The following is a 14,911-nucleotide window of genomic DNA, read 5'->3' as shown; positions in this document are numbered from 1 at the left end:
CTTTCAGGATTCCGGGCAGAAACAGGTTGTTCCATATCCAGCAGGCTCCGGTATGCATTCCCACGCAGGCATGGGAGGGGGCACTGCATGGGTATCAGTATTTTTTTGAACTATGGAGCTAACTGCTTGCGCTCATTGGATGGGGGAATATTCATGGACTCACGGTATTTGGCAATGGTGCGTCGGGCTACCTTGATGCCCTGATCCCCCAGGATGGCCGCAATTTTATTGTCACTGAGGGGCTTGCGCGGTGTCTCTTCAGCAATGAGTTTGCGGATATGGGCCCGAATGGCCGTGGAGGAACACTCACCACCTTCTGTTGTGCTGACGTGGCTGGAAAAAAAATACTTCAATTCATAAACACCCCGTGGGGTATGCATGTACTTCTGAGTCGTTACCCGGGATATCGTCGACTCATGCATACCGACTGCCTCGGCAATATCCGCCAGCACCAGGGGTTTCATGGCTTCATCCCCTTTTTCCAGAAATTCCTGCTGATAGGCAATGATCTGACTGGCGACTTTCATCAATGTTTCATTGCGGCTTTGCAGGTTTTTCAAAAACCAGCGGGCTTCCTGCAGGTGGTTCTTCATGAACACATTGTCGCGGCTGTTATTGGCTCTTTGAACCATGGAGGCATAATTATTGTTAATGCGAAGTTTGGGCAGGGAATCAGAGTTCAGTTCCACCGTCCAGCGCTCTTTTATTTTCCGGACGGATATGTCCGGAACCACATATTCGGCTTCTGTCTGATCAATGGTGCTGCCAGGTTTTGGGTTGAAGCTCTGAATGAGGCTGAGGGCTTCTCGTAGCTGGTTTTCCTTAAGTCTGGTTCGACGCATGATGCGTGCATAGTCACGGGTACCAAGCGACTCAAGGTGAAGTGTGATCAGTTTTTCAGCATTCTTGAAATGAGGCGTTGCTGAGGGAAGCTGACGAAGCTGGACTAACAGGCATTCTTTCAAGTCTGAACTGCCACAACCGACAGGGTCGAATTGCTGGACCCGATGTTGTAGCACTTTTACCTCCTCGATCTCCAGCTCTTCCAGCTGGGATTGAAGAGAGACAAACAGGTCATCCAGCGTGCAGGTCAAATAACCGTCCGGATTAACCGCTTCGATGATGGCAAGGCCAATCAGCCGGTCCCGGTCACTCATGGGCACCATATCCAGTTGCCATTCCAGGTGATCCTGAAGTGACTCGACAGCGGAGGACTTTGCCAGGGGATCATAATCATCGTCGCCGCTGCTGGCCGGAAGGCTGGAATACACATCGTCCCAGGCTGAGTCCACGGGCAGTTCATTGGGAATACTCTCCGACCATTCCGCCATCTCCTGAGGCTCAGGCTCTGAGGCTGCTTCACTCAGATCAACGAGTTCTTCCTGTCCTTCACTGTTGGTGGCTGTGTCCTCTGTCTGGCTATCGTCGGACTCCAGCATGGGATTGGACTCCAGGGCCTCCTGAATCTCCTGCTGAAGATCCAGGGTCGATAGCTGTAGCAGCCGGATGGCCTGTTGCAGTTGCGGCGTCATGGTCAACTGCTGGCCCATCTTGAGCTGTAAGGAAGGCTTCATAGGCAACCTATACCTTTATCAAACCTGTCATAAAACATCACCTAATCGGGCTGGGCCGCGCTGGCGGTGATATAAGACAGGAACGCGCGGAACGTTCCGCTTGAGTGTGTTTATTCATTTTTATGCCCTCGGGGGCGGTAGGGCGGGGAGAGTCAGTTCGTTGTCCGTGGAGGCTCCCGGTGAAAATCATGCGTTGCTACAGACCAGTCGCAGACGGCTAAGTGTTGGCACGGATGTTGTTTCGCTACTCTCCATGTGCGGCTGATTATAAACCCATAGACGTTTCTGAAACCATAGCTTTAGCAAAAAATGTGCAGAGATTGAATATGATGAGATTGCTTGTGTTTTTTTGTTGGCTATAAGAGCTTGCTGCTTTTAAAGTTCGGTCATAACGACTGTCAGAATTGTTTAGCTATTTTCAGGATTTCCTGTGGATATACTCATCGTCATACCCGTGGTTGCACTGGTTATATACGCCATCGTGAAGAACTGCAGAGCATCGGCCTCACTGGCTATTGCCGGTATTGTACTGCTAAGTGCCGCCGCGTTGATGGGGATAAAAGATATTCTGCCATAGGCCAGTGCCACCGGTTTTATCCCCTTTGACCTGTTTGAACTGATGAACTTTGCTGCTATTTCTGGCTCTCAGAATCAGCCTCAATCACTTTGAGTGAGCTTGAAATGAGGATCTTGTCTGGATGCCTGCAAGGGAGTTACAGGCTGAACTGGTGCCCAAGATAAACGTCACGAACCGTCTGGTTGGACAGTACCGTGTGGCTGTCGCCTTCTGCGATGATATGCCCTTCGCTGACGATATAAGCCTTCTCACAGATATCCAGCGTTTCCCGGACATTATGGTCAGTGATCAGTACACCTATACCCCGGTTTTGCAAATGACGGATGATGGACTTGATATCACCAACGGATATCGGGTCAACGCCGGCAAAAGGTTCGTCCAGCAGAATAAAGGTCGGGTCGGTGGCCAGGGCCCTGGCAATCTCTGCCCGTCTTCTTTCACCCCCTGACAATGCCATGCCGGCACTGTCACGAATATGGCCAATATTGAATTCATCCAGCAGCGACTCCATTTTCTCGACGCGCTGCTTTTTATTGAGGTCTTTCCTGGTTTCCAGAATGGCCAGAATATTGTCTCGCACAGTAAGGCGACGGAATATAGAGGCTTCCTGGGGAAGGTAACCGATACCGGCACGGGCCCTGTGGTGCATGGCCTGAAAGGTCAGGTCCTGCTGGTCAATGCTGACTTTACCGCCATCCGCTTTAACCAGCCCGACAATCATATAAAAACAGGTGGTTTTTCCTGCGCCATTAGGACCCAGAAGGCCAACGATTTGACCGCTGTTAACCTGCAGAGAGACGTCTTTCACCACCGCTCTGCCTTTGTAGCTTTTGCTAAGATGTTCTGCCTTGAGGATTGCCATCCGGTTGTCTGTTAACCTGAGTGTAAAAACAAAGTATGTAGTTTATGTCGTTTAGAACGCTGCCCGCTGCCCGCTTCCCGAAAAAGATAAGACTAATGCTTTTACGGGCAGCGGGAAGCGGGAGGCGGGCAGCGTTCAATTATTTCTTGCTGGCCGCTTTATTCCTGACGGGGCTGAATAACCATTTGTACCCGGCCATTGTCTCCCTGATTGGGTGTGCCTTTGGCATTAACGGTCTGCAATGTCAGGTTGTAGTCAATCTTTTCGCCCTTAAAGGTGTCACCCTTTTGGGAGAGCTGGGCGTTTTTGATCAGCTCAATCTGGTCACTGTCAACATCGTAGCGAATGGTGTTGCCCCAGGCCTGGACGATTCCCTGCTCACCGGGTTGCAGCTCTTCATAATAAGCCCTGACCTTGTTGCCCTGTGCAATGACTTTAGTTACTTCACGATCCCTGGTGTGGATAGTGATGGTATCGCCGGTAATTCGGGTGGTTCCCTGGGTCATTACTACATCACCACGATAAACAGAAACCCCTTTTTTATTATCAATGTCAGCCGTGTCTGAATTGATGTTGATGGGTTGCTGGCGATCAGCGGGTAATGCCATGGCCATAAATGGGACAAATAACAGCCCGACAAGCCATTTTTTGTTCAGGCGTGCTCTTGGTTGTGGTAGTCGTGTCATGGGTTATCGCTTCCCTGGCAGGGATATGTCAATGACTCTGCAAATAATCAGCTTACTCAGGCTCATAGACTCCCCGTACTCTGGACTTTAATTGAATCTTTCCCTGCTGGTACCAGGCGGTCATCCCAATAGCTCTCGTCTCTCCGGCCTCGCTGGTAATCAAAACAGGGCGATCGGTATCGGCAATTTCCTCATCCGGCGATATGGTCAGGAAGTCGGTGTCCATTCTGAGTTTTTGTTCATAGCTCTGCTGCTTGACTGACGGGCTGCCCTGGATGACCACGACATTATCCCACAGTTCAATATCTTTGCCACCGGGCAGCAATTTACCGTTCTCTGATCTGGAGACAGTGCGCTGGCCATTGTCACTGACGTTAGTCAGGACGGGTTGCTGCAGGAGTGTGTTGTCATTGTGGGGGTAATGGGTAATGCTGTCCGACTGCAACTGGTATTGTAACGCTCCGGAAGCGTCATATTCCTTAACCAGGGCATCCACCAGAAAGTAGTCAGCATCCTGGTGGATGATTTCCGAAGGGCTGGAGCTGACCGTCACTATTGCACCATCGTAGGCCCAATAGCCAGCAGCCAGCACTAGCAGGATGGCAGAGATAATAAGATGATTACGATAGGTCATCCGGGTTCCGAAACTGACAGCCTTGAGCCAATAAATAGACTTGAGCCAATAAATAAAATAGCCATGAGCTGATAAAAAGTGCTTAAACCACGCCCGCTTTCAGTAAGTCATGCATATTGATGGCACCAACAGCATGTCGCTCATGGTCAACACAGATGAGCGCATTAATCTTGCGATCATCCATAATTTTCAGCGCTTCAGCGGCAAGAATGTCAGGGGTAATGGTGGTGCATTTGATGGTCATTACCTCGTCGATGGTCGTGTTGTGCGGGTCAACCCCGTGATCCAGTGCACGACGAAGATCGCCGTCGGTAAAGATACCAACGACAACGTTGTTGTCATCAATAATGGATGTCATCCCCAGACCTTTTCGGGTCATTTCCAGCAGCGCTTCACCCAGGCGTGTGCCTTTTTTCACCGTTGGGATTCGATTGCCGTCATGCATGATATCCTGCACTTTCAATAGCAGCCTGCGACCCAGGGCACCGCCGGGGTGTGAAAATGCAAAGTCTTCCGCGGTAAAACCGCGTGCTTCCAACAGGGCAATGGCGAGTGCGTCCCCCATGACCAGCTGAGTGGTGGTACTGGATGTTGGTGCCAGATCAAGCGGGCAGGCTTCTTTATCAACCCCCGTGTTCAGATTGACTTCAGCGGCTTGCGCCAGTGTGGAAGCAGGTTTACCGGTCATACTGATAAGTGCAGCACCCATTCGTTTGAACAGCGGGAGCAAGGTTATCACTTCGGCGGTTTCACCGGAGTTGGAAATAGCCAGTACCACATCGTCTGCGGTGATCATACCCATGTCACCATGGCTGGCTTCACCGGGATGGACATAAAACGCCGGTGTACCGGTACTGGCCAGGGTGGCACTGATTTTACGGGCAATATGTCCTGACTTTCCCATACCCACAACGACAATTCGGCCCCGGCATTCCAGCATTAACCGGCAGGAATTGCTGAAGTCTTCTCCAACACGTGGCAGCAACGCTTCAATAGCATCCTTTTCGATCTGGATGGTACGACGACCAATTTCAACAAAATTCTGGTCATAGGTCATTTCAGTAACGCCTTTAAAGGAGCTGTCAGGATTTTGGGGCAAAGCATAACCTTTCAGACTCCGGTATAAAATAGTTCAGGGCGATGGGAGCATTCAGCTCCGGTTTAAACCGTTTGTGCGTACAGCCATATGCCATAGCAGGCATACCCTGCCAGAAGGATAATACCTGCAAAACGTCCAAGCGTTTTGGGTTTTTTACCGAAGATGGCCATGGCAGCCACCAGAACGGTAAATGCCAGCATAACGGTATAGTCTCTGGAGAAAACAGACTCACTGATTGCTCCGGGACGAACCAGTCCGGGCATTGAAAGAACTGCCAGTAAATTGAAGATGTTTGAGCCCACAACATTGCCCAGGGCAATATCATGGTGGCCGCGTATGGCACTGGCAACAGAGGCGGCCAGCTCTGGCAGGCTGGTACCAATGGCGACAACTGTCAAACCAATGATCAGCTCACTGACACCCAGCAGTATGGCTATCTCTTTGGCACCCCAAACCAGAATCTGGGCGCTGATCAGGAGCAGTACCAGTCCGCCGACCAATTCAAGGTAAGCTTTGCCTGAAGGTAGCTCTTCGATTTCTTCCATCTCTGCCAGAGGTTCTTCAGGGTGCGCTTTTTGCCAGGTCACCATCAGATAGAGGGTAACGAAAAGGCCACTGAGCAGCACCAGACTTTCGATAAGCCCAAGGTAGTTATTGGCAAGGCATCCACCGGCAATCACTGTGACCAATAACAGCCAAGGCATTTCCCGTTTGGCCAGTGCTGTTTTTACCGGTAGTGGTGCAATAAGAGCGGTTACCCCAAGAACCAGTCCCATATTAGCCATATTGGAACCAATGGCATTGCCAACCGCAATATCGTTGTGTCCCTGGAGAGAAGACATCAGTGATACCAGAATTTCTGGTGCAGACGTACCTATGGACACGACGGTCAAGCCGATAAGCATGGGGGATATACCCCAGTTTTTTGCAGTAGCCGCCGCTCCGCCGACAAAACGGTCTGCACTCCAGGTGAGTAGTATGAAACCAACAATAATGGCTGCTATGGCATAAATGGCAGGACTCATTCCGGGAGAGTTCTCAAGCTTTTGTATAAAGGAAAGGAGTGTATGGAAAATCAGGCAGGCAATGCAACTGCATTACCGTCTGAATTGACCCTGTTAGCAAAAAAATCATCCGATATAATTTCTGTGTTGTTATCTAGAAGGTGCAATAAACGTGTGAAACAAGTCATAATATTGGATCTGGATGACTTTTACATTCTGTCAGTTGCAGGGATCTGCGAACCCAATGATGAATTCCATCTCTTCAGGTGAAAAACACAGCAACGAAAGCCGCACCGATAATTTTGTCGAGATTCGTGGTTTGACCTTTTATCGAGGTTCCCGGGTTATCTTCAATAATATCGATATGGATATACCCCGTGGAAAAGTGGTCGGTATCATGGGGCCTTCAGGAACCGGCAAGACCACACTGCTGCGGTTGATTGGCCGCCAGCTTCTACCCGACCAGGGCGCTATTGTGGTGGATGGTCTGGATCTGGCTGGCCTGTCGAGAGATCAGTTATTTGTTCAGCGTCGTAAAATGGGCATGCTGTTCCAGAGCGGGGCACTGTTTACGGATTTGACCGTCTTTGAGAATGTCGCCTTTCCCCTGCGCATTCATAGTCAGCTATCCGAAACAATGATCCGTGATATTGTACTGATGAAGCTGCATGCAGTGGGGCTGCGCGGTGCATGGTCGCTGATGCCCAGTGAGTTATCCGGAGGGATGAGCCGACGCGTTGCCCTGGCAAGAGCCATTGCCCTGGACCCTGAAATGGTGATGTATGATGAACCCTTTGTCGGACAGGATCCGATTGCCATGGGCGTGTTGGTGGAGCTGGTTCGCAAGCTGAATCAGGCGCTGGGTATCACCAGTATCATTGTGTCCCATGATCTTCATGAAACGGCCAGTATCGCTGATTTACTGTACTTGATCGCGGATGGTGAAGTGATTGGTTCAGGCACCCCTGAGGAGATGTTGAACTCAACGGATGAAAGGGTGTGTCAGTTTATGCAGGGGCTGCCCGATGGGCCTGTTCCTTTTCACTTTCCTGCAGATGATTATCACAACGACTTACTGTCTCCGGGGGTATAAATGAAACTTGATGTTCTGGATCGGCTGGCTCAGCTTGGTCAGTTTGGTCTTGGTCATGTGCAGTCCCTGGGGCGGTCCGGTATTTTTATGTTTCTGGCGATTTTTTCCCGGGCGGGTTTCTCTGGCCGTGGTGCACTGCTTATCAGGCAGCTCTATAACGTTGGTGTTCTGTCGTTAATTATTGTGACGGTTTCCGGTCTGTTCATTGGCATGGTTCTTGGTTTGCAAGGCTACAGTATTCTGATTCGATATGGCTCAGAAGGGGCTGTTGGTCAGCTGGTGGCCCTGAGCCTGGTTCGTGAGCTGGGGCCGGTGGTAACCGCACTGCTGTTTGCCGGGCGCGCCGGTTCTGCCCTGACCGCTGAAATTGGTCTGATGAAAGCGACCGAGCAGCTGTCCAGTATGGAAATGATTGGTGTTGATCCGTTAAAACGGGTGATAGCTCCACGTTTCTGGGCGGGGGTTATCTCTATGCCGCTGCTGGCGGCGATATTCAACCTGGTCGGGATTCTTGGTGGCGTAATGGTGGGTGTTGACTGGCTGGGGATTTATGAAGGTTCATTCTGGAGTGGCATGCAACAGTCGGTTGATTTTGTCCAGGATGTCGGCAATGGCATGGTGAAAAGCCTGGTGTTCGGGGTTGTGGTGACCTGGATCGCCGTCTTCCAGGGGTACGATGCTATTCCGACTTCAGAAGGCATTAGTCGTGCAACAACGAGGACGGTGGTTTATTCCTCACTGGCTGTTCTCGGATTGGATTTTATTTTGACCGCAGTGATGTTTGGTGAGCTTTAAGGAGAGAGCATAAAATGCGGATGCGAACGTTAGAAATCAGTGTCGGTGCCTTTATGCTGGCTGGCGTCTTGGCTCTGGTGGTTCTGGCGGTAAAGGTCAGTGGTCTTTCCCCCGGCAGTGGCGGTGAAACCTATGAGCTGAATGCTTACTTTGATAACACCGGAGCCCTGAAACCCCGTTCCAGGATTTCGATGGCTGGCGTCACCATTGGTAAAGTTAAAGGCATTGAGCTGGATAAAGTGACTTACATGGCCAGGGTGGTTATGGATATTGACCAGCAAATCGATAATATACCCATCGACAGCACGGCATCAATTGTCACAGCAGGGCTATTGGGCGAGCAGTACATTAGCATCAGCATTGGTGGTGACGAGGCGTTTCTGCGTGATGGTGAGCGTTTTGAAGACACTCAGTCAGCGCTGATTATCGAGGAGCTGATCGGTAAGTTTCTTCTGGGTACCGTCAATAAAAGTCAGTAATGAAACGTCAACAAGCCCGGAGAAGTGTTCTCTGGCTAGCGGATGGAATGGATGATGAAAGGTAATAAAAACGTGGTGGCTGTCCTGATGGCGCTGTTTTTCCAGTGGTCTTCAGCAGTCATTGCCGCAGAGCAGGTAATTGAGTCACCTCAGCAGGAAGTGGAAAGGATTACCAGGGAACTGCTGGCAACCTTTGAAAACAATATTCATCAGTATAAAAAGAATGATACTGCTTTTATTGCCGAGGTTGATCGCCAGTTATCACCGGCCGTTGCCTTTGACTCCATTGCCCGGGGCGTGATGGGTAAATACTCCCGCCGTGCTAAAACCGGACAAATTGAACAGTTTTCCAAGACGTTTAAAGACAGTTTGATCAGCTTCTATGGCAAGGCCCTGCTTAAGCTTGATGATACCCGGTTGACCATCGAGAAAGTCGATGCGGTACCTGATGCCGTATTAAATAATTACCGGTCAGGCAAAGCGCGGCTGGTTCCCGTGGATATGACGGTCAGAACGTCCTCCGGTACCGTGGCTATCTCTTATTCTATGGTTCATCAGGATGAGCGCTGGAAACTCAGAAATATCATTGTTGATGGTATCAATATTGGTATTCAGTTCCGTAACCAGTTTGCAGAAGCCATGAGCAAGTATAATGATCTTCAATATGTTGTGGATCACTGGCCGGAAATCATGCAGGGTGAAGCAACGGAGAAAAATGCTGTGAGCAAACAGTCATGACATTGGCAGCGGTCGCACCTGGCCAATTTAAACTCCATGGTTTGGTTAATTTCGCCACCTCAGCCGTTGTTGAAGAGCAAGGTGCCCGTTTGTTACTGACTTCTGGCGATGACGATTGGGAAATTGACCTGAGTGGTATCTCCCAGGCCGATAGCTCCGCTTTATCGGTCTTCCTCTGCTGGATCCGGTTGGCGAAACAACAGCAAAAATCCATAGGTTTCGTCGGCATGCCTCATGAACTGGAAGCACTGGCTCAAGTCTGTGGTATTCAGCCATTGCTGAATAACGTGAAGGGCCTGCAAAACTGACGCAGCTTGCAGGTTGATCCTGTTTTGGGGCTATTCATGGAACCCTCTCTCGGATATCATTGACCGGTTTTACTGTTCCCTTTAAATTCCTGATTGTTATTCCCTGAGAGGTTGGATCATGCAAGCCGAAGAGGTCAAGGCGCTTCTGGAAAAGGAGATTGCGGGCTCACAAGTGATTGTTGAGGGCGAGGGGTGCGACTTTCGTCTGACCGTAATCAGTGACCAGTTTGAGGCGAAGAGACCGGTTCAGCGTCAGCAGATGATCTATTCTCACCTGAATCCATTCATTACCAGTGGTGCAATTCACGCTGTATCGATGGTGGCTTTGACTACCGCTGAGCGTGCCAGACAGCTGGCTAACCAGGACTGACAGGGTCCTTGAAAGGTTTAATCCGGCAACGATTTATGTGCCCGGAGTGGATACTGGTCTATAGCTGTACTGCTTTATGCTGCTATATAAAGTTGCACCCTCCCCGGGCGTCCTCCGATGAACGCGTCTTGTCCGATTTCCTTTCCGGTCATTAAGTGAGAAACCATGGATAAACTGATTATCACCGGTGGTGTGCGTCTGGGTGGAGAGATTCGGGTCTCTGGTGCCAAGAACTCTGCCCTGCCGATTCTGGCAGCGACCCTGCTGGCTGACTCCCCGGTTACCGTATGTAACCTGCCCCATTTGCATGACATCACCACCATGTGTGAGCTGTTTGGCTGTATGGGGGTTGAGCTGCTGGTGGATGAAAAGATGAACGTGGAAGTTCATGCCAGCACCATTAAGCAGCTTGTGGCACCTTATGAGCTGGTGAAGACCATGCGGGCCTCTATCCTCGTGTTGGGTCCTCTGCTGGCCAGATTTGGTTATGCGGAAGTTTCCCTGCCCGGTGGCTGTGCTATTGGTAGCCGTCCGGTTGATCTGCATATCAGTGGCCTGCAGGCCATGGGCGCGGATATTGTTGTGGAAGACGGCTATATCAAGGCTAGCGTAAAAAATCGCCTGAAAGGTGCACACATACTGATGGACACCGTAACGGTAACCGGTACGGAAAACATCTTGATGGCTGCGGTGCTGGCCGATGGTGAAACCGTTATTGAAAACGCGGCCCGTGAGCCTGAAGTGGTGGATCTTGCCGAGTGCCTGATTACCATGGGTGCCAGGATTGAAGGCCATGGTACGGGTATGATCCGGGTTCAGGGTGTAGAGCGTCTTAATGGCTGCACCTACTCGGTATTGCCAGACCGTATTGAAACCGGCACTTACCTGATTGCTGCTGCGGCAACCGGTGGCCGGGTGCGCCTGAAAGACACCCAGCCTGATATTCTTGATGCGATTCTGTTCAAGCTCCGGGAAGCCGGAGCTTCGGTAGAATGGGGAGATGACTGGATTGAACTGGATATGAAGGGCAAGCGTCCCAAGGCAATTGACCTGAAAACGGCACCTTATCCAGCAATGCCCACCGATATTCAGGCTCAGTTCACCGCATTGAATACCATTGCTGAAGGCACGGGCCGGATTACCGAAACCGTGTTTGAAAATCGCTTCATGCATGTGCAGGAAATGAAACGGATGGGTGCAGACGTTGATGTGGAAGGTAACACCGTGATCGTCAAAGGGGTTGATCAGCTGAAGGCTGCTCCGGTTATGGCTACTGACCTGCGGGCTTCAGCCAGTCTGGTTATTGCAGGCCTGGTCGCTGAGGGTGATACCGTGGTAGAACGTATTTACCATATTGACCGCGGTTACGAGTGCATTGAAGAAAAGCTTCAGCAACTGGGTGCCAGGATTCGTCGCGTTCCTGCCTGATTTACACTTCTTTTCTCTTTTCTTACCCTGATTTTCGGCTTTTAGGTCAAAAATCAGGGAACTTTTCTTCCTTTTACTACTCAAATAAAACGTTAGTCTCATTTTTGTTGTTGATGACTTGACGATTGCTAAAGGCTTTTACACCCATCAGAGAATAAAGCCTTGTCAATTCTTTGGTTTTGCTGACTCATTAAATATCGTGTGATGAAGGCTCTCTCAAATACAAGAATATGCCCGGCAGTAGAATGGAGTCTTAATAAAATGGAATTACCGGAGCTTATTGCTATTAACCCAGTCACCCTTGAGGGGGAATCCGGGCCTCCATCGATCAGAGCGAGTGGAGATACGGTTTCTGTTCGACCTGATTTTGGTTCAGCAAATCAGGTGAATATCGATCAATGTCAGAATGGAGCTTCAACGGATGTTCCTGAACAGACAGCAATAGTTGACAGAAGCTCAATCAGTAAAGTGTCAGGGCGATCGTTACTGGCTTCCAGCGCCAATCAAAACGAGGGCAATACTGAACCATCTGAGGAGCATTCAGCAATAGAAGAACGGCAGGGAAGTCTGGTAATAACCGATATTTCTGAGCCTACACCCAGGGCATGCAGTCCATCTTCGGTAAGTTCTGATGAATTCCATTCATGTAACGAACTTTCTGATGATTCAGACGAAAACACTTATCTATTGGCAGTACCCCAGAGCCGGAATTTAAGCAAAAGCCAACAGACTACCACCTATTCCTCTATGGGGCAGACAAGAGTGCCCGGTGTTCTAGTCTCCGGTAGCCCTGATGCGAGCAAACCTCAGTTTCGCCATATTTACCATGAGATAGCTTTTTGTATCCATAAAAACCTCTGTAAGGCTTATGGTCAGGGCATCCAGTTAGGCATGAGAAAGGTTGGAATTAACCCGGGTGTTCAGCCAGTCGTTGCTGCCAGTCGCGCAAGTTTCTCCTCAGGAGGCAGTAATGATAACGCTTCTGTCGGTGTTGATAATGCCCGTCCGCCAGCAAAGGCCAGTAAGAGGGTTAGTGACAGGCTTATCAAGGCTGTAGGTTTAAAGCCGGAAAAAATGCTGGAAAAACCTGAGGCTTTGCATGCTCTGGTTGACAATCTAACTGAAATAATTCAGGGCGAGCTGAAAAAGGCTGGACCCTGGCCAGGCAGCGTTGCCGATGGAGTGGATGGATATGCTGTTGATCTCGAGGGTGATGAAGGCTGGGTCAATGAGTTTACCCGATCAATTGCCAGCATTTTGGCACAACTGACTCATCAGGCTTTTCTGGATAAAGTAACCCGGGCGGATAGTGACGCTGGGAAAAAGGAAATATCGGAAATTCTGACCGGGTTAATAGTGAGCATACTGGATTTAACTGAACATCCGTCGGCACAAACCAATGCAGATGGTGTTGGTTCCGTTTTAAGTAACGGTATCGTTACTGTATCGCAGTCGGGTAATAAACTATTTAATGAAAAAATGACAGCTATCAAGGCTGACTCTTTAAAGAGGATTATCAACCAGGCATTGGTCAGCATGATGGCTGAAGGTATTGAGCTGACGGAAAATAATGTAGATGATCTGCTCTCCAGAGTTACGGTCATTATTATCAATACCCTGATGAATATTCGTGCTGATACGGTTCGCATATTCAGTGAATGGCATCGGCGTAAACCTGATGCAATTGACACGATTCAAAATAGAATCGCCAGTAGCGCAGCAAAAACATTAACAACGATTGTGCAAAAACACAGTCATTTTGTTGTGCAGAAATTCAGCTCTGCTGTGGACGGTATTTCTAAGGTGGCTGGCAAAATAACAGGTCTATGGAAATCCAAATCCCATCAGCCTGAACCAGAGTCGGCCAAATACACTGAAAAAAAAATCAAACAGCTTATCAATAAGAAAATAGAAGAAGCTGTTCAGGTATTTCAAAATGAACAGGAATTTAAAGATAAGCTTAAGCCGTTGATAGAAGAGAAGATAGAAAAAATTGCGCCAGACATTAAACGCACTCTTTGGAAACTAAAGGGAGAAACAAAAGCCTGTAAAGAGAATAGTGGGGATGTTCAAGACCTGGTTACCAGGATCACCGCTACATTTGCAGACAATAGCCAACAAACTGAACAGGGAGAGGTTGCTGCCTGTTCCGCTGTAGAAGACCCGCACACATCAGGAGATTTGGATCAATCAGGCAGTGCTACAGCCTCATATTCTGCTGAAGGAACGACAGAACCTCGTGCCGGGCAAAACCTTGCCATTGATCAGTTGATCGCCCAAAAAAGTAGCAGGGTAGTAGATGAGGCGATAGGCCTTCTGACCGGCGAGCTCCGGAAAAATCTGGATACGATTATAGCGAGTGTAGAGCCGGGTATTGAGAAAATGATGGAAAAGGCCGTCAGTGAAGGTGCTGCTTTCATTGCTGAGCGAAATGGAACAGAGCTTACGGCCGATCAGGGTCCAGCGGAGACTATTCCCGGATTCCAGTCAGCAATAACACCGGTTTTAACCAAATTGGCTGTTGATATATTGAGCCGTCAGCTTGAGTCTGAGGCGTGGGAAAAAGTACTTCGCGCCAAAGGGCGTGAAGCCATCGGTATGTCGAATAACCCGTCAGCCCCTCAAGGAGAGTCCGCAAACATCTTCGATGAGACATTGATAACAGCGGAGTCAGTTGCTCTACAGCAAGTAACTGGTCCGTTAAAGTCTGTGATCGATACCCTGCCCTTAGACAGTCTTCAGAAACTGGCTTCCGACTTTATCCTGCAAAGCACGGGGGACGGAACCGTCTGGCTTGATGATCTGGTAAGAGATCTGTTTCACCGGAAAATGGGTGATGAATCCATTGTCCTGACCGTCATAAATACGATTTCAGAGGAAGCAGTCAAGTTACAGCACCAGTTGATGACTGCTGTTATTTGCTGGATAAGGCCACGGGCGAAGGAATGGGTGACGAAATACCAGGCCAATCAATGTATGGATTGGTTGGCAACATGGATAGCGGAAAACAAAGAACAGATAGACCTGGATGCCAAAGCGTATGTAAAAACGTTGCTGGTTCAGGTTATCCCGGAGTTGGAAGGCGCTATCCACGAACGATTAGAGAGCCTGCGCTCTGCGTTGGAAAGCAGCAGGGATGATGCGGCGACCACATTTCAGCGGATCGCGGAGGACCTGGAGCCAGAGGAAAAGCCTGACTATTTTACCGACAAGGGTGTGAAGAAAACGACAGCGGACAAACAGCAGGACCACTGGCATGATGCC

General features: G+C 49.6%; 15 protein-coding genes. 9 read left to right on the top strand and 6 right to left on the bottom strand.

The genetic code is table 11. The features are described 5' to 3' along the window. Positions 1-110: 110 nt before the first annotated feature. Complete coding sequence (locus KDK15_RS01245; protein WP_257293548.1) at positions 111-1,574, bottom strand: RNA polymerase factor sigma-54; 1,464 nt, start codon at positions 1,572-1,574, stop codon at positions 111-113. Positions 1,575-2,004: 430 nt separating this feature from the next. Here KDK15_RS01245 and KDK15_RS01240 point away from each other — a divergent pair, with 430 nt between their 5' ends. Next, entirely contained in the window at positions 2,005-2,151 is a 147-nt protein-coding gene (locus tag KDK15_RS01240; RefSeq protein WP_257293547.1) for a hypothetical protein, read from the top strand. A gap of 136 nt (positions 2,152-2,287) precedes the next feature. On the opposite strand, the gene lptB is transcribed toward KDK15_RS01240, so the two are convergent. The 5 genes from lptB to KDK15_RS01215 form a co-directional block, all read right to left on the bottom strand. Then, the gene (gene lptB, locus KDK15_RS01235; protein WP_257293546.1) at positions 2,288-3,013 is read right to left on the bottom strand and encodes an LPS export ABC transporter ATP-binding protein; all 726 of its coding nucleotides are present in this window, start codon (positions 3,011-3,013) and stop codon (positions 2,288-2,290) included. 158 nt (positions 3,014-3,171) lie between these two features. Next, the gene (lptA, locus tag KDK15_RS01230; RefSeq protein WP_257293545.1) at positions 3,172-3,699 is read right to left on the bottom strand and encodes a lipopolysaccharide transport periplasmic protein LptA; all 528 of its coding nucleotides are present in this window, start codon (positions 3,697-3,699) and stop codon (positions 3,172-3,174) included. Positions 3,700-3,751: 52 nt separating this feature from the next. Next, the gene (lptC, locus tag KDK15_RS01225; protein WP_257293544.1) at positions 3,752-4,333 is read right to left on the bottom strand and encodes an LPS export ABC transporter periplasmic protein LptC; all 582 of its coding nucleotides are present in this window, start codon (positions 4,331-4,333) and stop codon (positions 3,752-3,754) included. An 82-nt stretch (positions 4,334-4,415) separates the two neighbouring features. Then, on the bottom strand, positions 4,416-5,390 hold the full coding sequence (locus tag KDK15_RS01220; RefSeq protein ID WP_257293549.1) for a KpsF/GutQ family sugar-phosphate isomerase: 975 nt from the start codon (positions 5,388-5,390) through the stop codon (positions 4,416-4,418). A gap of 104 nt (positions 5,391-5,494) precedes the next feature. Beyond that, positions 5,495-6,457, bottom strand: coding sequence for a calcium/sodium antiporter (locus KDK15_RS01215; RefSeq protein WP_257293543.1), 963 nt, complete (start codon positions 6,455-6,457; stop codon positions 5,495-5,497). A 223-nt stretch (positions 6,458-6,680) separates the two neighbouring features. Between KDK15_RS01215 and KDK15_RS01210 the strand changes: the two genes are divergently transcribed. From KDK15_RS01210 to KDK15_RS01175, 8 genes are all read left to right on the top strand, one after another. Next, positions 6,681-7,529 carry an ATP-binding cassette domain-containing protein gene (locus tag KDK15_RS01210; RefSeq protein WP_257293542.1) on the top strand — a complete coding sequence of 283 codons (849 nt, stop codon included), beginning with the start codon at positions 6,681-6,683 and terminating at the stop codon, positions 7,527-7,529. Then, positions 7,530-8,324: a lipid asymmetry maintenance ABC transporter permease subunit MlaE gene (mlaE, locus tag KDK15_RS01205; protein WP_257293541.1), complete on the top strand. Its 795-nt coding sequence runs from the start codon at positions 7,530-7,532 to the stop codon at positions 8,322-8,324. It begins immediately after the preceding gene. A gap of 14 nt (positions 8,325-8,338) precedes the next feature. After that, positions 8,339-8,803 (top strand): outer membrane lipid asymmetry maintenance protein MlaD, encoded by a 465-nt coding sequence (gene mlaD / locus KDK15_RS01200; RefSeq protein ID WP_257293540.1) that lies wholly within the window; start codon positions 8,339-8,341, stop codon positions 8,801-8,803. 51 nt (positions 8,804-8,854) lie between these two features. Then, positions 8,855-9,541 carry a phospholipid-binding protein MlaC gene (locus KDK15_RS01195; RefSeq protein WP_257293539.1) on the top strand — a complete coding sequence of 229 codons (687 nt, stop codon included), beginning with the start codon at positions 8,855-8,857 and terminating at the stop codon, positions 9,539-9,541. After that, complete coding sequence (locus KDK15_RS01190) at positions 9,538-9,849, top strand: lipid asymmetry maintenance protein MlaB (RefSeq protein WP_257293538.1); 312 nt, start codon at positions 9,538-9,540, stop codon at positions 9,847-9,849. The genes KDK15_RS01195 and KDK15_RS01190 overlap by 4 nt, the downstream gene beginning before the upstream one ends. 118 nt (positions 9,850-9,967) lie before the next feature. Beyond that, entirely contained in the window at positions 9,968-10,219 is a 252-nt protein-coding gene (locus KDK15_RS01185) for a BolA family protein (protein WP_257293537.1), read from the top strand. 165 nt (positions 10,220-10,384) lie between these two features. Further along, positions 10,385-11,647 carry a UDP-N-acetylglucosamine 1-carboxyvinyltransferase gene (gene murA / locus KDK15_RS01180; RefSeq protein ID WP_257293536.1) on the top strand — a complete coding sequence of 421 codons (1,263 nt, stop codon included), beginning with the start codon at positions 10,385-10,387 and terminating at the stop codon, positions 11,645-11,647. Between the two features lie 261 nt (positions 11,648-11,908). Next, positions 11,909-14,911, top strand: a 3,003-nt coding sequence (locus tag KDK15_RS01175; RefSeq protein WP_257293535.1) for a hypothetical protein, incomplete at its 3' end; no start/stop codon positions are given.

It is taken from the genome of Endozoicomonas sp. YOMI1 (assembly GCF_024606345.1).
Taxonomy (GTDB): Bacteria; Pseudomonadota; Gammaproteobacteria; order Pseudomonadales; family Endozoicomonadaceae; genus Endozoicomonas.
This window is presented reverse-complemented; position numbering and strand designations above follow the sequence as displayed.

What these genes read in the sequence shown, in the direction of transcription:
- mlaE (WP_257293541.1), top strand. Translation starts at nt 7,530, where the DNA reads ATGAAACTTGATGTTCTGGATCGGCTGGCTCAGCTTGGTCAGTTTGGT.
- murA (WP_257293536.1), top strand. Translation starts at nt 10,385, where the DNA reads ATGGATAAACTGATTATCACCGGTGGTGTGCGTCTGGGTGGAGAGATT.
- lptC (WP_257293544.1), bottom strand. Translation starts at nt 4,333, where the DNA reads ATGACCTATCGTAATCATCTTATTATCTCTGCCATCCTGCTAGTGCTG.
- KDK15_RS01185 (WP_257293537.1), top strand. Translation starts at nt 9,968, where the DNA reads ATGCAAGCCGAAGAGGTCAAGGCGCTTCTGGAAAAGGAGATTGCGGGC.
- lptB (WP_257293546.1), bottom strand. Translation starts at nt 3,013, where the DNA reads ATGGCAATCCTCAAGGCAGAACATCTTAGCAAAAGCTACAAAGGCAGA.
- KDK15_RS01215 (WP_257293543.1), bottom strand. Translation starts at nt 6,457, where the DNA reads ATGAGTCCTGCCATTTATGCCATAGCAGCCATTATTGTTGGTTTCATA.
- KDK15_RS01190 (WP_257293538.1), top strand. Translation starts at nt 9,538, where the DNA reads ATGACATTGGCAGCGGTCGCACCTGGCCAATTTAAACTCCATGGTTTG.
- KDK15_RS01210 (WP_257293542.1), top strand. Translation starts at nt 6,681, where the DNA reads ATGATGAATTCCATCTCTTCAGGTGAAAAACACAGCAACGAAAGCCGC.
- lptA (WP_257293545.1), bottom strand. Translation starts at nt 3,699, where the DNA reads ATGACACGACTACCACAACCAAGAGCACGCCTGAACAAAAAATGGCTT.
- KDK15_RS01220 (WP_257293549.1), bottom strand. Translation starts at nt 5,390, where the DNA reads ATGACCTATGACCAGAATTTTGTTGAAATTGGTCGTCGTACCATCCAG.
- KDK15_RS01245 (WP_257293548.1), bottom strand. Translation starts at nt 1,574, where the DNA reads ATGAAGCCTTCCTTACAGCTCAAGATGGGCCAGCAGTTGACCATGACG.
- KDK15_RS01195 (WP_257293539.1), top strand. Translation starts at nt 8,855, where the DNA reads ATGATGAAAGGTAATAAAAACGTGGTGGCTGTCCTGATGGCGCTGTTT.
- mlaD (WP_257293540.1), top strand. Translation starts at nt 8,339, where the DNA reads ATGCGGATGCGAACGTTAGAAATCAGTGTCGGTGCCTTTATGCTGGCT.